The organism is uncultured Psychroserpens sp., assembly GCF_947503375.1.
Classification (GTDB): Bacteria; Bacteroidota; Bacteroidia; order Flavobacteriales; family Flavobacteriaceae; genus Psychroserpens.
Map to the genome: position 1 here is coordinate 155,348 of NZ_CANNDQ010000002.1, position 16,663 is coordinate 172,010.

The following is a 16,663-nucleotide window of genomic DNA, read 5'->3' on the forward strand; positions in this document are numbered from 1 at the left end:
CTTCAGTATTATGATGAAAAAATACTTTGCTGAAATTATTGGCACGTTTGCTATGATTTTTTGTGGTTGTGGCGCAATAGCAATCAATGAAATTACTAATGACAGTATATCTCATGTAGGCGTAGCTATAACTTGGGGACTAATAGTTATGAGTATGATATATGCGTTTGGAGAAACCTCTGGTGCCCATTTTAATCCAGCGGTTACTTTTGGATTTGCTGTAGCCAAAAAATTTCCGTGGAATGAAGTCCCAAAGTACATTCTAGCACAAGCTTTAGGTGCTTTTTTAGCATGTTTTTTACTATGGTTTTTGTTTCCTGAAAGCGAAACTCTTGGCAGCTCTATTCCTGCCGACGGATTTGAGCCTTATAAAGCTTTTGTGCTAGAGTTATTACTAACCTTTTTCTTGATGGTTGTGATTATCAATGTTTCTACTGGAAGTAAAGAAATAGGTACTATGGCTGCTATTGCAGTTGGAAGCGTTATTTTACTAGAAGCCATGTTTGCTGGCCCAATGACTAAAGCGTCAATGAATCCTATAAGGTCTTTGGCTCCTGCTTTGGTTTCAGGTAATTTGCAACACCTGTGGTTGTATCTTACAGCTCCGTTCATTGGAGCGTTTTTGGCCATCAAAAGCTGTAGCTTAATCAAAGACAATAACTGTTGTTGATATTTCAAGCATTTTTAGAAACAATTACTTATAATATCTTGTTAAATTTTGTTTAGCTTTTATTTAAAATAGTTAAACATTTTGTATATTTACATTACAATTATAAATTATGGCAAAAAAGAAAAACATTACTAATAACGATATCATTTCTTTCTACATGGATTATGTATTAGAGCATAATCAACAACCAAAAACGGTTTATGCTTTTGCTAAGTCTAATAACTTTGAAGAGCAAAAATTCTATACCTTCTTTGGTTCTTTTGATGCTATAGAAAAACACATTTTTAAAGCATTCTTTGATAATACGATTAGTGTTTTAGAAAAGAGCAATGATTATGCTTCATTTGATGCACGAAATAAACTATTAAGTTTTTATTTTACATTCTTTGAAAACCTTACTGCTAATAGAAGCTATGTAATATTTGCTTTACATAAACACAAAAATAATCTGAAAGGCTTACAGCTATTAGCTGAATTAAAAGAAGCATTCACCACTTATATAGAACATTTAGAAATTGAACTTATAGAAATCAAACAAGAACAAATTGATAAAATTCAGCGTCGTGGATTGAAAGAGTCTGCTTGGTTACAGTTGTTGATTACTATGAAGTTCTGGATGGATGACACCTCTTCAGGATTCGAAAAAACTGATATCTTCATCGAGAAATCTGTAAATACAACTTTTGATGTTTTAGATGTAGCACCAATAAAGAGTTTGATCGACTTTGGAAAGTTTATTTTCAAAGAAAAAATGCACATAAATTAAAATTGCTCTAAATGAAAGCCATAGATAAAATACCAACTTCAAAAATTCAGCGTGCTACAAAACTAGTATCAACAGGTGCTAAGGTAGGTGTGAATTATATAAAATATTATGGTGATAAGATCACAAAATCGGAAACCGAAGCAAAAGAGCGACTAAATGAAAATAATGCATCAGATATTTATGACGGTCTAAAACAACTCAAAGGAAGTGCATTGAAAGTAGCCCAAATGCTAAGCATGGAAAAAAGTATAATGCCGCAAGCATATGTAGAAAAATTTTCTTTGGCTCAATTCTCTGTACCTCCATTATCTCCACCTTTGGTTATAAAAACATTTAAAAAATATTTTGGTAAGAACCCAAATGAGATTTATGATACTTTTAACGCAACGTCTGTAAATGCTGCTAGTATAGGTCAAGTCCATCTAGCACATAAGGATGGGAAAAAACTTGCTGTGAAAATCCAATACCCAGGCGTTGCAGAAAGTATCACATCAGATCTAGCTATGGTAAAACCTATAGCTATGAGTATGTTCAATATTAAAGGAAAAGGTTCAGATAAATATTTCAAGGAAGTTGAAAACAAACTTATCGAAGAAACAGATTATATATTAGAAGTCAAACAAAGCAAAGAAGTTTCTGCAGCATGTGGCATCATTCCTAACTTAAAATTTCCTGAATATTATGAATCGCTTTCTAATGAGCGAATCATTACTATGGATTATATGATTGGTGAACATCTTTCAGAGTTTGTTGCTCATAATTCAGATCAAAACATTGCTAACACCTTGGGACAAGCATTATGGGATTTTTATATGTTTCAAATTCACAAGCTTAAAAAAGTGCATGCTGATCCACATCCAGGCAACTTTTTAATTTCTGAAGAAGGTCAACTTATCGCACTAGATTTCGGCTGTATGAAAATTATCCCTCAAGAGTTTTATACACCCTATTTTGAACTAGCTGAAAAGGGAAATATGTCTAACATGGATTACTTTGTAAATAAACTTTATGAACTAGAAATCCTCCGAGAAGATGACACAAAAGAAGAGGTAAATTTTTTTACAGCTATGTTTTATGAAATGCTAAGCTTATTCACACAACCGTTTCATGCGGAAACCTTTGATTTTTCTGACGAGAAATTCTTTGGCAAAATAGCTGAACTAGGTGAAAAATATTCTAAAAACACCGAATTACGTAAAATGAATGGTAATAGAGGATCTAAACACTTTATTTATATGAATAGAACATTCTTTGGCTTATACAACTTAATGTTTGACCTAAAAGCTAAAGACATCAAAATCAATAATTTCCTTACACTCTAATGATCTATATCAATACAGATGATATTACCAATTTTCACCACATATATCGAATTAACTTAATTAATAGTTGCTCTGGATATAAATCTGCTAATTTAATAGGCACAACATCTACCGATGGTATTGAAAATGTAGCTGTATTTAGCTCTGTAACACATATAGGGTCAAATCCGCCAATGCTGGGTTTCTTTCTCAGGCCTACGACTGTATTGAGAAACACTTATGAAAACATAAAGACCACAGGTTATTATACTGTAAATCATATTCACGAAGATATTTTAAAGGATGCCCATCATACATCTGCAAAATATGATTCACATATTTCAGAATTTGAAAAAACGAACTTGAATTCAGAATATAAAGAAGACTTCCAGGCACCTTATGTAAAAGGTGCTCCACTTCAATTAGCCATGAAATATGTTGAAGAATATGATATCAAGTCAAATAACACAATTCTTGTCATTGGAAAAATAATAGGTTTACATGTCAATGAAAATCTATTAACTGAAGATGGTTTTATTAATTTATCCAAGGCAAGAGTAGCTACAATTAATGGGTTAGATGGTTACGCTATACCAGAACTCAAGGCGCGTTTTGGTTATCAAAGACCCAAATAATAAAGCAAATGAAAATTCTTGTAACAGGAGCAACTGGTTACATTGGTAAACGATTAATTCCTTTAATTACCAATGATGAGCATCATGTTGTATGTGCTGTTAGAGATCAACTACGCGCAGATAAAAACTATTTTGAAGATGAATTGATTGATGTTGTTGAAGCAGATTTCTTAAAACCTGAAACACTTAACAACATCCCTAACGATATTGATGTTGCATATTACTTAATTCACTCCATGTCTAATTCCTCTAAAGACTTTGAGTCGCTAGAAGAACGTTGTGCCAAAAACTTCAAAAATTACATTGAAACGACTTCAGCAAAACAAGTAATCTATTTAAGTGGAATAACAAATGAAGATCAGCTCTCTAAACATTTAAGATCACGCAAAAATGTAGAAAAATTACTAAAATCAAGTAGTTATGCACTTACTGTTTTCAAAGCTGGAATCATAGTAGGCTCTGGAAGCTCCTCTTTTGAAATTATAAGAGATCTAGTAGAAAAACTACCGTTTATGATCGCTCCAAAATGGCTAAACACAAAAACACAACCGCTTGCAGTTAGAGACGTATTATCATTTTTGAACAGATGTATCGGCAAAGAAGAATTATACAATAAAACATTTGACGTATTTGGTCCAGAAATACTAACATACAAACAAATGCTTCTTCAATTTGCTGAAGTGAGAGGTTTAAAGCGGTATATTTTAACTGTACCAGTAATGACACCTAAATTATCTTCTTATTGGTTATATTTTGTAACCTCAACATCTTATAAACTCGCAACGTCTTTAGTAGATAGCATGGGTGTTCAAATTATTGGTAAACCAAGTAAAATCAACAACATACTTAAGGTAAATCCACTTACCTACAAACAAGCTGTAGAACTGGCTTTTGAGAAAATTGAACAGAATAGTATCATTTCTAGCTGGAAAGATTCTATGATTAGCAGTGATCGTCTTAGAAATAATCTTCACAAATATATCAATGTTCCAAAGTTTGGTTGTTTTAAAGATTACAAAGAGCGTAAAGTAACTAATACCAGTGAAACTATAGAAAAAATATGGCGCATAGGTGGCACAACTGGTTGGTATTATGGCACATTTCTTTGGAAAATAAGAGGCTACTTAGATAAACTTTTTGGTGGTATTGGCTTACGTCGCGGGAGAACTAGTCCCACAGATTTAGATGCTGGTGACGCCCTAGACTTTTGGCGTGTCATTTTTGCTGATAAAGAACAAAAAAAATTACTCCTTTATGCTGAAATGCGCTTACCAGGCGAAGCTTGGTTGGAGTTCAAAATTGAAAATGGATTATTGAAACAAACTGCCACGTTTAGGCCTCGCGGACTTTGGGGACGATTGTATTGGTACAGCGTATTACCATTTCACGGGTTTATTTTCAAAGGAATGATAAATAAGTTGGTAGATGTCTAAATACAAGAAACAAAATTTACCTGAGAAAATATGTCTAACATGTGGCTTATCATTCAGCTGGCGAAAAAAATGGAAACTAAATTGGAATAATGTAAAATATTGTAGTGAAAGATGCAGAAGAAACAAGAAAATATAGCATTAGTATGGTTTAGAAATGATTTAAGGGTTCAAGATAATCTAGTTTTAAACAAAGCCATTACTAATCATAAACACGTTATAGCCTGTTACTGTTTTGATCCTAAACATTATGAAATATCACGATTTGGATTCAAAAAAACAGATAGATTTAGAGCAAAATTTCTAATAGAGACCGTTGAAAATTTAAAGGCAAACCTTAAATCTTTAAATATTGAACTGTTTGTCTTTACAAATGCTCCATACCAATCCATACCAAATCTTATCGATATATTTAAAATCAAATCTATTTATCTACAAAGTGAATGGACTGCTGAAGAAATCGAAACTTTGAACTCTATTAAAAAATCGGTAGCCGATAACATTGCATTTAATGAATATTATGATCAATTTTTATATCATCCAAACGATATAGGAATGTCATTTCTAGAAATCCCTCAAGTATTTACCAACTTTAGAAAAAAAATAGAGACCTATTCTAGAGTTAGACCTGTAGTAGAAAACCCCTCAGCAGATCAAATAAACGCTATTGAAAACACCACACAAGTACCAACACTTGAAGATCTAAAACTTGAACCTTTTAACACACATCCACAGTCAGCATTTCCTTTTAAAGGTGGAGAAACTTATGCCACTAAGCGACTTAATGATTATTTCTTTGAAAGTAAAAAGTTAGGGTTCTACAAAAAAACGCGTAATGGCTTAATTGGAACCGATTTTAGTTCTAAATTTTCACCATGGTTAGCTAATGGAAGTATCTCTGCAAGAATTATATATTGGAACGTTAAACAGTTTGAAAAACTATATTTTAAAAATCAATCAACCTATTGGTTGATCTTTGAACTCATTTGGAGAGATTATTTTAAATACATTTCCTTAAAACATAAAAACCATATTTTCAAAGTTGGAGGCATTTTAAATAAAAATTATCACTGGAAAACCGATAATGATGAAGTCCTTAAGTGGATCAATGGAGAAACCAAATCTTCCTTTGTAAATGCCAATATGATAGAACTCAAAAAAACAGGATGGATGAGTAATAGAGGCCGACAAAATGTTGCTTCTTTCTTTGCTAAAGACTTAATGATAGATTGGCGAATTGGAGCAGCATATTTTGAAGCTATGCTTATTGATTATGATGTTCACAGCAACTATGGAAATTGGATGTACGTTTCTGGAGTTGGTAATGACCCTAGAAATCGAAAATTCAATGTAGATCTACAAGCAGAACGATACGATACAACAGGCAAATTTCAAAAACTCTGGTTACAAGAAACTTTATTTTAAATGAAAACACTCAGACTCATATTAGGTGATCAACTCAACATTAAACACACATGGTTCAAAAAAACTGACCATAATGTTTTGTATTGTTTATTTGAAATGCGTCAAGAAACCGATTATGTAAATCATCACATCCAAAAGGTCATTGGTTTCTTTTCAGCAATGCGACAATTTGCTGTAGATTTAGAACAACTAGGTCATCAAGTATACTATTTAAAAATCAATGATAAGGGGAACTCACAACACCTTGACGACAACCTTTTACACTTAATAAAAACACACAACATTGAACACTTTGAATATATATTCCCAGACGAATATAGATTAGATAAGCAAATAAATACGTTTTGTAAAACACTACCTATAACATCTAATGCTGTTTCAGCTGAACACTTTTATACTAATCGAGAAGACGTCGCACAATTTTTTAAAGGAAAAAAACAATTTCTCATGGAAAACTTCTACAGAAATATGCGGAAAAAACATAAAATTCTAGTAGTTGATGATCAGCCAGAAGGTGGAAAATGGAATTTTGATAAAAGCAATAGAAATAAATGGAATGAAGACGTTAACATACCTGGTTATAAATGGTTCAATAATGATGTTAAAGCGGTTGTAAAAGCCATCAAAAAAGCAAATATCAAAACCATAGGTAAATTTAATACTAAAACCTTTTCATACCCAATAACTAGAGTTCAAGCCCTTGATCAACTCAAGTTCTTCTGCGAAAAACTATTAATTCATTTTGGTTCCTATCAAGATGCAATGCATACCGAAGAGCAATACCTCTTTCATTCACGGCTATCGTTTGCAATGAACTTAAAACTCATCTCTCCAAAAGACGTTGTGACGACAGTAATGAACTATTATCGAAAGCATGATGATAAAATTGGTATTTCGCAAATTGAAGGTTTTATAAGACAAGTTATCGGTTGGCGTGAATATATGAGAGGTATGTATTGGGCATTTATGCCTGAATACAAAATCAATAACAAACTAGATAATTATAACAAATTACCAGATTTTTTCTGGACAGGGAATACTAAAATGAGTTGCCTAAAACATGCCATAAATAACTCATTAGAAAATGGTTATGCACATCACATTCAGCGTTTAATGATTACTGGAAATTATGCATTACTTACTCAAACAAATCCAGACGAAGTAGATGATTGGTATTTAGGCATTTATGTTGATGCCATAGAGTGGGTTCAGTTAACCAACACTAGAGGAATGAGTCAATTTGCAGATGGTGGTAAAATTGCTACGAAGCCATATGTATCGTCTGGGTCTTATATTAACAAGATGAGTAATTATTGTACAGATTGTCATTACAATAAAAATAAAAAAACGGAAGACAACGCTTGCCCTTTCAATAGCTTATATTGGAATTTCCTAGACGAAAAAAGAACACTGCTCAGTAACAACTTTAGAATGAAAATGATGTATAGTTTGTTAGATAAAATGAATAAGCAAGAGCTTCAAGCCATCAAAGAAAAAGCACAACATATTATTAAACATCAAGATGAATACTAATGCACCAGAGATAAATGTGGTTTGGTTAAAACGAGACCTTCGACTGGAAGATAATGAAGCCATTAGTAATGCTTTAGCTTCAGGTAGGCGTACACTACTACTCTATGTCTTCGAAACTATGCTCATAGAAGACGATCATTACAGTAAACGTCATTGGGATTTCGTTAAAGAGTCTATTAAAGATTTAAACCTATGTTTAAAACCCTATCATTCTAAAGTATTAACTGTTAAAAGCGATATTATCACAGCTATTAACCAATTAATGGAGTGCTACACCATTAGAAATGTATATTCACATCAAGAAACAGGTATTCTAATTACTTATAATCGCGATAAATCATTTAATCGTTTTTGTAAAAATAATCTTATCACATGGCATGAAAATATCAACAATGGTGTACAACGTGGTCTAAAAGATAGAGAACAGTGGATAAATTTATGCAATGCTTATTTTGAGCTCCAACCTCTAGTTTTCACACCACAAGAAAATCAACTATTACATTTAAGAGAAATAGAACAGTTAGAAACACTTTTACATGTACCATCTCTTGTGACTAATAATAACTCAGTCTTCCAAAAAGGAGGTAGAACGATAGGTCAAAAATATCTTCAATCATTTTTAGAAAAGCGTTATGTAAATTATATGTTTCATATTTCTAAACCCGAATTATCTCGAACCAGTTGTAGTCGTATTTCTCCTTATTTAGCTTGGGGAAATATATCTGTTAGAGAAGTCTATAGAAAGACATATCTATTAAATGAAACGCTATCGAATAAAAAGCCTTTAGAAGCATTTATGTCTCGATTGAGATGGCAATCTCACTTTATTCAAAAATTTGAAATGGAGCATACTATGGAAAAAGAAAGCTTGAATAAAGGTTTTCAAAAGCTTAAGAAGCATGTTTCAGAAACTTATCAAAAAGCATGGAAAAACGGAAAAACTGGTTACCCGTTAGTCGATGCAGCGATGCGTTGCCTAAACGAAACTGGTTATCTCAATTTTAGAATGCGGGCATTAGTGGTTTCATTCTTCACACATAATCTATGGCAACCCTGGCAAGCAGCATCGCGACATTTATCACAACAATTTCTAGATTTTGAGCCTGGTATCCATTATCCGCAATTACAAATGCAAGCAGGTGAAACTGGTACAAACATGCTAAGAATATATAACCCAATTAAAAACAGTCTAGAACATGATCCAGACGCCGTATTTATTAAAAAATGGGTTCCAGAATTAAGACACTTAGAAATACCCCTAGCCCATCAGCCATTTCTAATGACAGAGATGGAACAACAATTCTATAATTTTAAGTTAGGTATAGACTACCCTTTACCAGTAGTTGATATAGAAGAAACTCGTAAAAAAGCGACAGAAATCCTTTGGAATCTACGTAAAAATAAAAAAGTCAAGGACGAGAACAAGAGAATTCTTAAAAAACACACCCTTGCAAAATCAAAAAACTAAATATAAATTATTGTTTATCAGATATTTATACACAAAAACAACTTACATTAATAGAATTATGTTAATTTTTTGTTTAAGTATTATATAAAAAGATTAAACATTTCGTAAATTTGAGTGATTCAGATTTTTGAACATTGGTTTTAGATTCAACACATCCAAATAAAGAACATAAACAAATCATTAATGATTTAATTGGGAAGCCTTATTCATTTTTTGAATCGTTTAAAATGGGAGGCGTTGGTTCTAAACGAATGATTATTGAAGAAGTGAGTCCAAATATGCAACAATATTTAAACTTAGTATCCGATATAAACTATGCAAATATAGAAATGCGTTCAGGTGGTATTCTTATTTACATCAATAAAGGATTAAAAAATTTCACATGGATTATTCCTTATTACCAATTGGTAATCTATAAAACCAATGGTGCAAGCATACATTCACAAGGAAAGTTTATCCATTTTAGAAATAATAAAACCTTTAAAGAGAATAAGACGTTCTTGAACAAGCTCTTAGATGCAAAAGTACAATATGATACACGCTATGATTTTCAAAGATAAAAATGAGTTAGACATAAGAGCAATAGATAGGGTTATAGAGATGGCTTGGGAAGACAGAACATCATTTGAAGCTATTGAATTTCAGTTTGGCTTAAAAGAACAAGAAGTGATTGAACTAATGCGAAGAGAAATGAAGCCGAAAAGTTTCAAAATGTGGCGAAAGCGAGTTCAAGGACGAAAAACAAAACACGAAAAATTAAGAACATTTTCTGAGGGTAGATTTAAATGTTCTAGACAAAAACAAATTACCCAAAACTCAATATCGAAATGATAACGTGCTTTGTTCATAGAGATGAGTACTTGAGACAGCACATTAAAAAGAAAACAAATGAGCATAAACACATTAAACTTAAAAAATAACGGCCATAGATTAAATGGTTTTTCAACTTCAGATATTGGTGATGACCATCTTTATACAGGTTTAGAGACACCAATGAAAAACGATGCATTCATACTTAGTGATTCAGAAAAAAAAGAACGCATTGCCATTTTATTTGAAGAAATTATGGATGTTATGGGTTTAGATCTCACTGACGATTCATTAAAAGGCACACCAAAACGTGTAGCAAAAATGTATATCGATGAAATATTTTCAGGGTTGAATCCAAAGAACAAGCCCAAAGTCGCATTATTTGATAACAAATATCAATACAATCAAATGCTTGTAGAAAAGAATATCACCTTCTATTCCAACTGCGAACACCACTTTGTTCCAATTATAGGAAAAGCACATGTAGCATATATTTCCTCTGGAAAAGTTATTGGACTTTCAAAATTAAATAGAATTGTACAATACTATGCTAAACGCCCACAAGTACAAGAGCGTTTAACCAATCAAATTGCTGAAGAGCTTAAAAACATACTACACACTGAAGATATCGCTGTTATTATTGATGCTAAGCATTTATGTGTTTCATCAAGAGGGATAAAAGATGATACCTCAGCCACAGTTACAACCTACTATGGTGGTCAATTTAATACTACTGAAAAAATCACAGAATTACATAACTATATAAATAATTAAGACTATGGAAGTAATAAACAGAGCCTTAGAATTTGAGCAAAGAAAAATGAGATCTTTATCTACTAGTGATCGAGTTAAGATTTCGCGTGAAGCAAAAGCGTTGATTTTAGATTTAAATCAAATCTATAAAGAACGAAAAGACCAAAAGATTATGGATATTATGAAACGTTTAACAGTAATCAAACGTAAAGTAGAAAAACGCCTTAAAGGACATTTATCTGCTGTATAACAAGCATTACAAAATGCTGGTAACTATAATTTTACCTACATTTCATTTTTTTGATTGTTTTAGCTTTAGTTTAAATCAAAAGGTAAAATGGGTTATCAGCTTTTTATATGTAATGTATTAATCAATACCAAAAACACACATGAAAACATACGTAGTTGTTGGAGGCAGTAAAGGGATAGGAAACGCCATAGTAACTACCTTACTGGAAAATCACTATGTGATCAACATAAGTAGAAGCGCTCCAAAATTAACACACCCAAACCTAACGCACCACCAATGTGATATACTTACTGATCAACTCCCAAATATTGAAACTGCAGACGGCTTAGTCTATTGTCCAGGTAGCATTAATCTTAAACCTATTTCACGTTTTAGTTTAGATGAGTTTCGCAATGACTATGAAATTAACGTGATTGGTGCTGTGAAAGCCATACAAACATATTTGAATGTGATAAAAAATGGAGAAAATCCTTCTATAGTTTTATTCAGTACAGTGGCTACTAAATTAGGAATGCCTTTCCATTCAAGTGTAGCAGCAGCAAAATCTGGAGTTGAAGGCTTGGTAAAATCTTTGGGAGCAGAATTAGCAACAACACTCAGAATTAATGCAATTGCACCTACAGTTACAAATACTGAATTAGCTTCAAAGCTTCTTAGAAATGAAAAAATGATAGAAAATATCACAGAGCGCCATCCAATGAAAAAATTCCTCCAACCTCAAGACGTTGCTGAAATGGCAGAATTTCTACTTTCTGATAGATCAAGCTCTATTTCAGGTCAGGTATTTGAAATAGATTGTGGTATTGTAAGTTTTAAAATATAGGTATGAATCCGTACAAGATCTTTATGGCAACATTATTCTCAAAACCAACAATACATCAATTGAACAGATCTTCTATTTACAATATAGAAATCAACACAATTGATGGTAAACCCTTAAACTTTTCGGATTTTAAAGGAAAGTATATGCTAATTGTTAACGTTGCCTCTAAATGCGGTTTCACATCTCAATATAAAGCACTGCAAGACCTATATAATACTCATAAAGAAAAACTAATTGTAATAGGTGTGCCATGTAACCAATTTGGAAATCAAGAACCAGGAGATGCTGAAACCATTACATCATTTTGTAAGATTAATTATGGTGTAACATTTCCAATTACTGAAAAGGTTGATGTTAAGGGCACTAATCAACATCCGTTATACGCATGGTTAACACAAAAGCTAAAAAATGGTGTAAAAAACTCAAAAGTAAAATGGAATTTTCAAAAATACATTCTCGATACTAATGGTGAACTAATAGATCATTACTACTCTACGACCTTACCAACCAGTGCAAAAATTACAAAACATATAAAATAGAAACCAATGTTTGGAATATTTAAAAAAAGCTCTGAAGTAGATAAGCTTCAAAAAAAATATGAGAAGTTAATGAAAGAATGGCACGCACTATCTACAACGAACAGAGCTGAAAGTGATAAAAAATATGCAGAAGCTCAACGTGTATTAGATCGTATAGAAGCACTTCAATCCCATAAAGAATGAAGTTTATAAAGTCTTTTTTAGTATTTGTGATTTTAAATTTTACTGCGCTTTTCATTGGTTCATGGCTCATGGCTCAAGGTCCACAAAACAGATGGTATATTGATCTGAACAAAGCGCCTTGGACTCCTGATGGCTGGGTTTTTGGTGTAGCTTGGACTATAGTAATGATATGCTTTTCGGCTTACATGGCCTATTTGTATCCCGAAAGGCCAACAAATAAAATAGCACTATTATTCGCCATACAATTTATTCTGAATATCAGTTGGAACTTCATATTTTTCGATCAAAGACTTATTAATATTGCGCTTGTAAACATTGTTGTACTTGCAATTATTATTACAGCATTCTTATTCACATACTTAAAAGATTTAAAAGGAAAATCTATACTCATCCTTCCTTATTTAATATGGTTATGTGTTGCAACATCGCTTAATCTTTACATTTCAATTTACAACTAATATGAAAATATACAGATTACATAAAAAGCAAAACTTACCCATTACAATTGACATTGCTTGGGCGTTTTTATCAGATCCAAAAAACCTCAAGACCATTACGCCAGATTATATGGGCTTTCACATCCTTTCTGGTGCAGACAGGCCTATGTATGCCGGACAAATCATTCAGTATATTGTCACACCAGTTCTAGGAATTAAAACCAAATGGGTTACAGAAATTACCCATAGTATTGACAAACATTACTTTGTAGACGAACAACGCTTTGGTCCATATTCACTTTGGCATCACAAGCACTTCATAAAAGAAATTGACGGAGGCGTTGAAATGGAAGATATCATAGACTATAAAGTTCCTTTAGGAATTCTAGGTCAATTGGTTCATCCAATTCTAGTCAAGCCTAAACTTGAAGAAATTTTTAATTATAGAACTCAGAAATTGGAAGAATTATTCGGAACTTACAACCCATAAGAATTACTGTTTTATGAAACAACCATTAACTATTTTTTGGTTTAGAAGAGATTTACGATTAGACGATAATGTAGGTTTCTATGAAGCTTTAAGAAGTGAAAAACCTGTATTACCTATTTTTATTTTCGATTCAGAAATAATAGATACGCTTCCTAAGGATGATGCAAGAGTAAACTTTATCTATGATACTTTACAAACTATGCGATCTACACTTCAAGATGAACGCAATAGTAGCATCGCTATATTTCATGGAAACCCTATAGATGTCTATAAAAAATTAGTTGAAGACTACAATATACAATCTGTATATACGAATCATGACTATGAACCGTACGCCAGAAAACGTGATAATGACATAAAGGAGTTTCTAGAATCAAAAAGTATAGAATTCAAAACTTTTAAAGATCAAGTCATTTTTGAAAAAGATGACGTTGTTAAAAATGATGGCGATCCTTACGTGGTTTATACACCATACATGAAAACATGGAAACGTCTCTTTAAAGATTTTGATCTAGAAATCTTTTATACCAATTCTTATTTAGACAATCTAATTAAAAACTCACGCTTACCAAATTTAGACTTATCAGATATTGGTTTTGTAAAATCTAAACAAGAAATCAAAGATTTTACTGTAACGCCTACGCTAATTCAAGACTATGAGAATACTCGAAATTTTCCTGCTAAAGATGCCACATCTCGATTAGGACCTCATCTTCGCTTTGGAACAGTAAGTATTAGGAAAATGATAAAAAAAGCAATTGCCGAAGACAACGAGATCTTTTGGCAAGAATTGATCTGGAGAGAGTTTTTTATGCAAATCCTTTGGCATTTTCCACATACATCCAACAAATCTTTCAAATCAAAATATGATAGAATTGAATGGCGGAATAATGAAGAAGAATTCAACAAATGGTGTGACGGAAAAACAGGATACCCATTAGTTGATGCTGGTATGCGTCAGCTAAATCAAACTGGATTTATGCATAACAGAGTTCGCATGTTGGTTGGCAGCTTTTTGTGCAAGCACTTGTTGATAGATTGGCGTTGGGGCGAAGCTTATTTTGCTGAAAAATTACACGATTATGAAATGGCTAGTAATGTTGGAAATTGGCAATGGGTCGCTGGTTCTGGTGTTGATGCTGCACCGTATTTTAGAATTTTCAATCCTACGACTCAAATTCAAAAATTTGACAAAGATCTTCAATACATAAAGCAATGGGTACCAGATTTTCAAGAACTCACATATCCTCAACCTATAGTAGATCATAAAATGGCTAGAGAACGCTGTTTGAAAGTTTATAAAGATGCATTGAACTAACTTAAGATTAACATTCTTTTATAATTACCTATTTCATTTTTAATTAATTTTAAGTTCAATCTAAAAATCAATAAAATGAAAACAGAAGAAGTTGCCCAAAAATGGGCTCAAATGTGCAAAGAAGGTAAAAATCTAGATTGCATCAACGAACTTTATGCAGACAATGTTATAAGTAAAGAAATGCCTGGTATGCCAGGAGAAGTTACCACTGGAAAGCAAAATGTTTGGAATAAAAGCAAAGAATGGTTAGAAAGTGTAGAAGATTTCCACGCCAGTTCTATAAGTGATCCAGTTGTAGCTGGTAATTTTTTTACAGCTAAAATGGGTTTTGATTGTACATTTAAAGAGCGAGGTAGACAACAAATGGAAGAAGTGTGTGTTTATGAAGTGAAAGATGGTAAAATAGCCAGTGAACAGTATTTTTATTCTTTCGAATAAGGTAGTGACTCTATAAATTAATAAAAGCCTTGATAGGATCAAGGCTTTTATTAATAGTTACTTATTGGTTTTTAATTACCATCAATACGTGTGATCTTTGCTCCTATTGCTCGCAAACGTTCATCTATATTTTCATAACCTCTATCGATCTGTTCAATATTATGAATTGTAGAAGTGCCTTTGGCAGATAATGCAGCAATCAATAACGATACACCTGCCCTAATATCTGGAGAAGTCATTGTAGTCGCTTTCAATTGTGATTTGAAATCGTGACCAATAACTGTAGCACGATGCGGATCACATAAGATAATCTTTGCACCCATATCTATCAACTTATCAACAAAAAACAAGCGACTTTCAAACATTTTTTGATGCACAACTGCACTCCCTCTAGCTTGAGTTAATACTGTAAGTATAATACTCAAGAGATCTGGTGTAAATCCTGGCCAAGGCGCATCAGCAACGGTTAGAATTGAACCATCGATATAGTTTTGCACCTCATAACCATTTATATGTGCAGGAATATGAATATCATCGCCTTGACGTTCAATATTAATTCCTATCTTCCTAAACACATTCGGTATTTGACCTAGATCATCCCAGCTCACATTAGTAATTGTCAATTCACTTTTGGTCATGGCAGCAAGACCTATCCAACTTCCAATTTCTATCATATCTGGAAGCATCCTATGGCTAGTTCCTCCTAATTCATCAACGCCTTCAATAATTAACATATTAGAACCAACACCACTTATCTTTGCTCCCATTCGGTTAAGCATCTTACATAATTGTTGTAAGTAAGGTTCGCATGCAGCATTATATATAGTTGTAGTGCCTTCTGCTAAAACTGCAGCCATAACTATATTAGCAGTTCCTGTAACTGATGCTTCATCAAGAAGCATGTAGGTTCCTGTTAATTTATCAGCTTCTACACCATAGAATAAGTCTTCTTTATTATACCTAAATTTAGCTCCAAGATTTATAAAACCTTCAAAATGTGTATCTAAACGACGTCGCCCAATCTTATCTCCACCAGGTTTAGGAATGTATCCTTTTCCAAAGCGCCCTAACAGTGGACCAACAATCATTATAGAACCTCTTAAACCTTTACCATCTTCTTTAAATTCTGCTGATTCTAAATACTTTAAATTAACCTCATCTGCTTTGAATGTATATGATCCTTTGCTTGATTTATTTACTTTAACACCTAATTTTTTTAGTAAGGCAATAAGTTTATTGACATCGATAATATCTGGAATATTATCAATTTTCACTTCTTCAGCTGTTAAAAGAACTGCACATAGTATTTGTAAAGCTTCGTTTTTTGCGCCTTGAGGTTGTATTTCTCCTTTTAGTTGGTGACCTCCTTCAATAATAAATGTTGCCATGAAGTT

General features: G+C 32.6%; 21 protein-coding genes. 20 read left to right on the forward strand and 1 reads right to left on the reverse strand.

Annotated features, from left to right (window positions below; genetic code table 11):
* Window positions 1–10: 10 nt before the first annotated feature.
* The 20 genes from Q0876_RS03940 (at window position 11) to Q0876_RS04035 (ending at window position 15,269) form a co-directional block, all read left to right on the forward strand.
* Complete coding sequence (locus Q0876_RS03940) at window positions 11–670, forward strand: MIP/aquaporin family protein (protein WP_299224360.1); 660 nt, start codon at window positions 11–13, stop codon at window positions 668–670.
* 109 nt (window positions 671–779) lie between these two features.
* On the forward strand, window positions 780–1,436 hold the full coding sequence (locus tag Q0876_RS03945; protein ID WP_299224362.1) for a TetR family transcriptional regulator C-terminal domain-containing protein: 657 nt from the start codon (window positions 780–782) through the stop codon (window positions 1,434–1,436).
* A gap of 11 nt (window positions 1,437–1,447) precedes the next feature.
* Complete coding sequence (locus Q0876_RS03950; protein ID WP_299224364.1) at window positions 1,448–2,758, forward strand: AarF/UbiB family protein; 1,311 nt, start codon at window positions 1,448–1,450, stop codon at window positions 2,756–2,758.
* Window positions 2,758–3,372, forward strand: a complete 615-nt coding sequence (locus Q0876_RS03955; RefSeq protein WP_299224366.1) for a flavin reductase family protein — start codon at window positions 2,758–2,760, stop codon at window positions 3,370–3,372. Before Q0876_RS03950 ends, Q0876_RS03955 begins: the two co-directional genes overlap by 1 nt.
* An 8-nt stretch (window positions 3,373–3,380) precedes the next feature.
* The gene (locus Q0876_RS03960) at window positions 3,381–4,805 is read left to right on the forward strand and encodes an SDR family oxidoreductase (protein WP_299224368.1); all 1,425 of its coding nucleotides are present in this window, start codon (window positions 3,381–3,383) and stop codon (window positions 4,803–4,805) included.
* Window positions 4,798–4,941, forward strand: coding sequence for a DUF2256 domain-containing protein (locus tag Q0876_RS03965; RefSeq protein ID WP_299224370.1), 144 nt, complete (start codon window positions 4,798–4,800; stop codon window positions 4,939–4,941). The genes Q0876_RS03960 and Q0876_RS03965 overlap by 8 nt, the downstream gene beginning before the upstream one ends.
* Window positions 4,917–6,227, forward strand: a complete 1,311-nt coding sequence (locus Q0876_RS03970) for a DASH family cryptochrome (protein WP_299224372.1) — start codon at window positions 4,917–4,919, stop codon at window positions 6,225–6,227. The genes Q0876_RS03965 and Q0876_RS03970 overlap by 25 nt, the downstream gene beginning before the upstream one ends.
* Complete coding sequence (locus tag Q0876_RS03975; RefSeq protein ID WP_299224374.1) at window positions 6,228–7,760, forward strand: cryptochrome/photolyase family protein; 1,533 nt, start codon at window positions 6,228–6,230, stop codon at window positions 7,758–7,760. It begins immediately after the preceding gene.
* Window positions 7,750–9,228, forward strand: coding sequence for a cryptochrome/deoxyribodipyrimidine photo-lyase family protein (locus Q0876_RS03980; RefSeq protein ID WP_299224375.1), 1,479 nt, complete (start codon window positions 7,750–7,752; stop codon window positions 9,226–9,228). Before Q0876_RS03975 ends, Q0876_RS03980 begins: the two co-directional genes overlap by 11 nt.
* A gap of 134 nt (window positions 9,229–9,362) precedes the next feature.
* Window positions 9,363–9,788, forward strand: a complete 426-nt coding sequence (locus tag Q0876_RS03985; RefSeq protein ID WP_299224377.1) for a hypothetical protein — start codon at window positions 9,363–9,365, stop codon at window positions 9,786–9,788.
* A complete protein-coding gene (locus tag Q0876_RS03990) occupies window positions 9,772–10,059 on the forward strand; it encodes a TIGR03643 family protein (RefSeq protein ID WP_299224379.1) in 288 nt (95 codons plus the stop codon). Before Q0876_RS03985 ends, Q0876_RS03990 begins: the two co-directional genes overlap by 17 nt.
* Before the next feature lie 57 nt (window positions 10,060–10,116).
* Entirely contained in the window at window positions 10,117–10,812 is a 696-nt protein-coding gene (gene folE / locus Q0876_RS03995) for a GTP cyclohydrolase I FolE (RefSeq protein WP_299224381.1), read from the forward strand.
* Between the two features lie 4 nt (window positions 10,813–10,816).
* Window positions 10,817–11,041, forward strand: coding sequence for a hypothetical protein (locus tag Q0876_RS04000; RefSeq protein ID WP_299224383.1), 225 nt, complete (start codon window positions 10,817–10,819; stop codon window positions 11,039–11,041).
* Between the two features lie 139 nt (window positions 11,042–11,180).
* A complete protein-coding gene (locus Q0876_RS04005; RefSeq protein ID WP_299224385.1) occupies window positions 11,181–11,864 on the forward strand; it encodes an SDR family NAD(P)-dependent oxidoreductase in 684 nt (227 codons plus the stop codon).
* Window positions 11,865–11,866: 2 nt separating this feature from the next.
* Window positions 11,867–12,403, forward strand: coding sequence for a glutathione peroxidase (locus tag Q0876_RS04010; protein WP_299224387.1), 537 nt, complete (start codon window positions 11,867–11,869; stop codon window positions 12,401–12,403).
* A 6-nt stretch (window positions 12,404–12,409) separates the two neighbouring features.
* Window positions 12,410–12,586 (forward strand): Lacal_2735 family protein, encoded by a 177-nt coding sequence (locus Q0876_RS04015; protein ID WP_299224389.1) that lies wholly within the window; start codon window positions 12,410–12,412, stop codon window positions 12,584–12,586.
* Window positions 12,583–13,044, forward strand: coding sequence for a TspO/MBR family protein (locus Q0876_RS04020; RefSeq protein ID WP_299224391.1), 462 nt, complete (start codon window positions 12,583–12,585; stop codon window positions 13,042–13,044). Before Q0876_RS04015 ends, Q0876_RS04020 begins: the two co-directional genes overlap by 4 nt.
* 1 nt (window position 13,045) lies before the next feature.
* Window positions 13,046–13,513 (forward strand): SRPBCC family protein, encoded by a 468-nt coding sequence (locus Q0876_RS04025; protein ID WP_299224393.1) that lies wholly within the window; start codon window positions 13,046–13,048, stop codon window positions 13,511–13,513.
* A 13-nt stretch (window positions 13,514–13,526) separates the two neighbouring features.
* The gene (locus Q0876_RS04030; RefSeq protein ID WP_299224395.1) at window positions 13,527–14,831 is read left to right on the forward strand and encodes a deoxyribodipyrimidine photo-lyase; all 1,305 of its coding nucleotides are present in this window, start codon (window positions 13,527–13,529) and stop codon (window positions 14,829–14,831) included.
* Window positions 14,832–14,906: 75 nt separating this feature from the next.
* Entirely contained in the window at window positions 14,907–15,269 is a 363-nt protein-coding gene (locus Q0876_RS04035; RefSeq protein ID WP_299224397.1) for a SnoaL-like domain-containing protein, read from the forward strand.
* 71 nt (window positions 15,270–15,340) lie between these two features.
* Here the strand turns inward: Q0876_RS04035 and murA are convergent, their stop codons facing one another.
* Window positions 15,341–16,657, reverse strand: a complete 1,317-nt coding sequence (gene murA, locus Q0876_RS04040) for a UDP-N-acetylglucosamine 1-carboxyvinyltransferase (protein ID WP_299224399.1) — start codon at window positions 16,655–16,657, stop codon at window positions 15,341–15,343.
* Window positions 16,658–16,663: the final 6 nt, after the last annotated feature.

Excerpts from the sequence above, each read along its gene's own strand:
- Q0876_RS03960 (WP_299224368.1), top strand. The coding sequence starts at position 3,381 with ATGAAAATTCTTGTAACAGGAGCAACTGGTTACATTGGTAAACGATTA.
- Q0876_RS04035 (WP_299224397.1), top strand. The coding sequence starts at position 14,907 with ATGAAAACAGAAGAAGTTGCCCAAAAATGGGCTCAAATGTGCAAAGAA.
- Q0876_RS03955 (WP_299224366.1), top strand. The coding sequence starts at position 2,758 with ATGATCTATATCAATACAGATGATATTACCAATTTTCACCACATATAT.
- Q0876_RS03970 (WP_299224372.1), top strand. The coding sequence starts at position 4,917 with ATGCAGAAGAAACAAGAAAATATAGCATTAGTATGGTTTAGAAATGAT.
- Q0876_RS04025 (WP_299224393.1), top strand. The coding sequence starts at position 13,046 with ATGAAAATATACAGATTACATAAAAAGCAAAACTTACCCATTACAATT.
- Q0876_RS04015 (WP_299224389.1), top strand. The coding sequence starts at position 12,410 with ATGTTTGGAATATTTAAAAAAAGCTCTGAAGTAGATAAGCTTCAAAAA.
- Q0876_RS03945 (WP_299224362.1), top strand. The coding sequence starts at position 780 with ATGGCAAAAAAGAAAAACATTACTAATAACGATATCATTTCTTTCTAC.
- Q0876_RS04030 (WP_299224395.1), top strand. The coding sequence starts at position 13,527 with ATGAAACAACCATTAACTATTTTTTGGTTTAGAAGAGATTTACGATTA.
- Q0876_RS04010 (WP_299224387.1), top strand. The coding sequence starts at position 11,867 with ATGAATCCGTACAAGATCTTTATGGCAACATTATTCTCAAAACCAACA.
- Q0876_RS04005 (WP_299224385.1), top strand. The coding sequence starts at position 11,181 with ATGAAAACATACGTAGTTGTTGGAGGCAGTAAAGGGATAGGAAACGCC.
- Q0876_RS03940 (WP_299224360.1), top strand. The coding sequence starts at position 11 with ATGATGAAAAAATACTTTGCTGAAATTATTGGCACGTTTGCTATGATT.
- Q0876_RS03975 (WP_299224374.1), top strand. The coding sequence starts at position 6,228 with ATGAAAACACTCAGACTCATATTAGGTGATCAACTCAACATTAAACAC.
- Q0876_RS03965 (WP_299224370.1), top strand. The coding sequence starts at position 4,798 with ATGTCTAAATACAAGAAACAAAATTTACCTGAGAAAATATGTCTAACA.
- Q0876_RS03990 (WP_299224379.1), top strand. The coding sequence starts at position 9,772 with ATGATTTTCAAAGATAAAAATGAGTTAGACATAAGAGCAATAGATAGG.
- murA (WP_299224399.1), bottom strand. The coding sequence starts at position 16,657 with ATGGCAACATTTATTATTGAAGGAGGTCACCAACTAAAAGGAGAAATA.
- Q0876_RS03980 (WP_299224375.1), top strand. The coding sequence starts at position 7,750 with ATGAATACTAATGCACCAGAGATAAATGTGGTTTGGTTAAAACGAGAC.
- Q0876_RS04000 (WP_299224383.1), top strand. The coding sequence starts at position 10,817 with ATGGAAGTAATAAACAGAGCCTTAGAATTTGAGCAAAGAAAAATGAGA.
- Q0876_RS04020 (WP_299224391.1), top strand. The coding sequence starts at position 12,583 with ATGAAGTTTATAAAGTCTTTTTTAGTATTTGTGATTTTAAATTTTACT.
- folE (WP_299224381.1), top strand. The coding sequence starts at position 10,117 with ATGAGCATAAACACATTAAACTTAAAAAATAACGGCCATAGATTAAAT.
- Q0876_RS03950 (WP_299224364.1), top strand. The coding sequence starts at position 1,448 with ATGAAAGCCATAGATAAAATACCAACTTCAAAAATTCAGCGTGCTACA.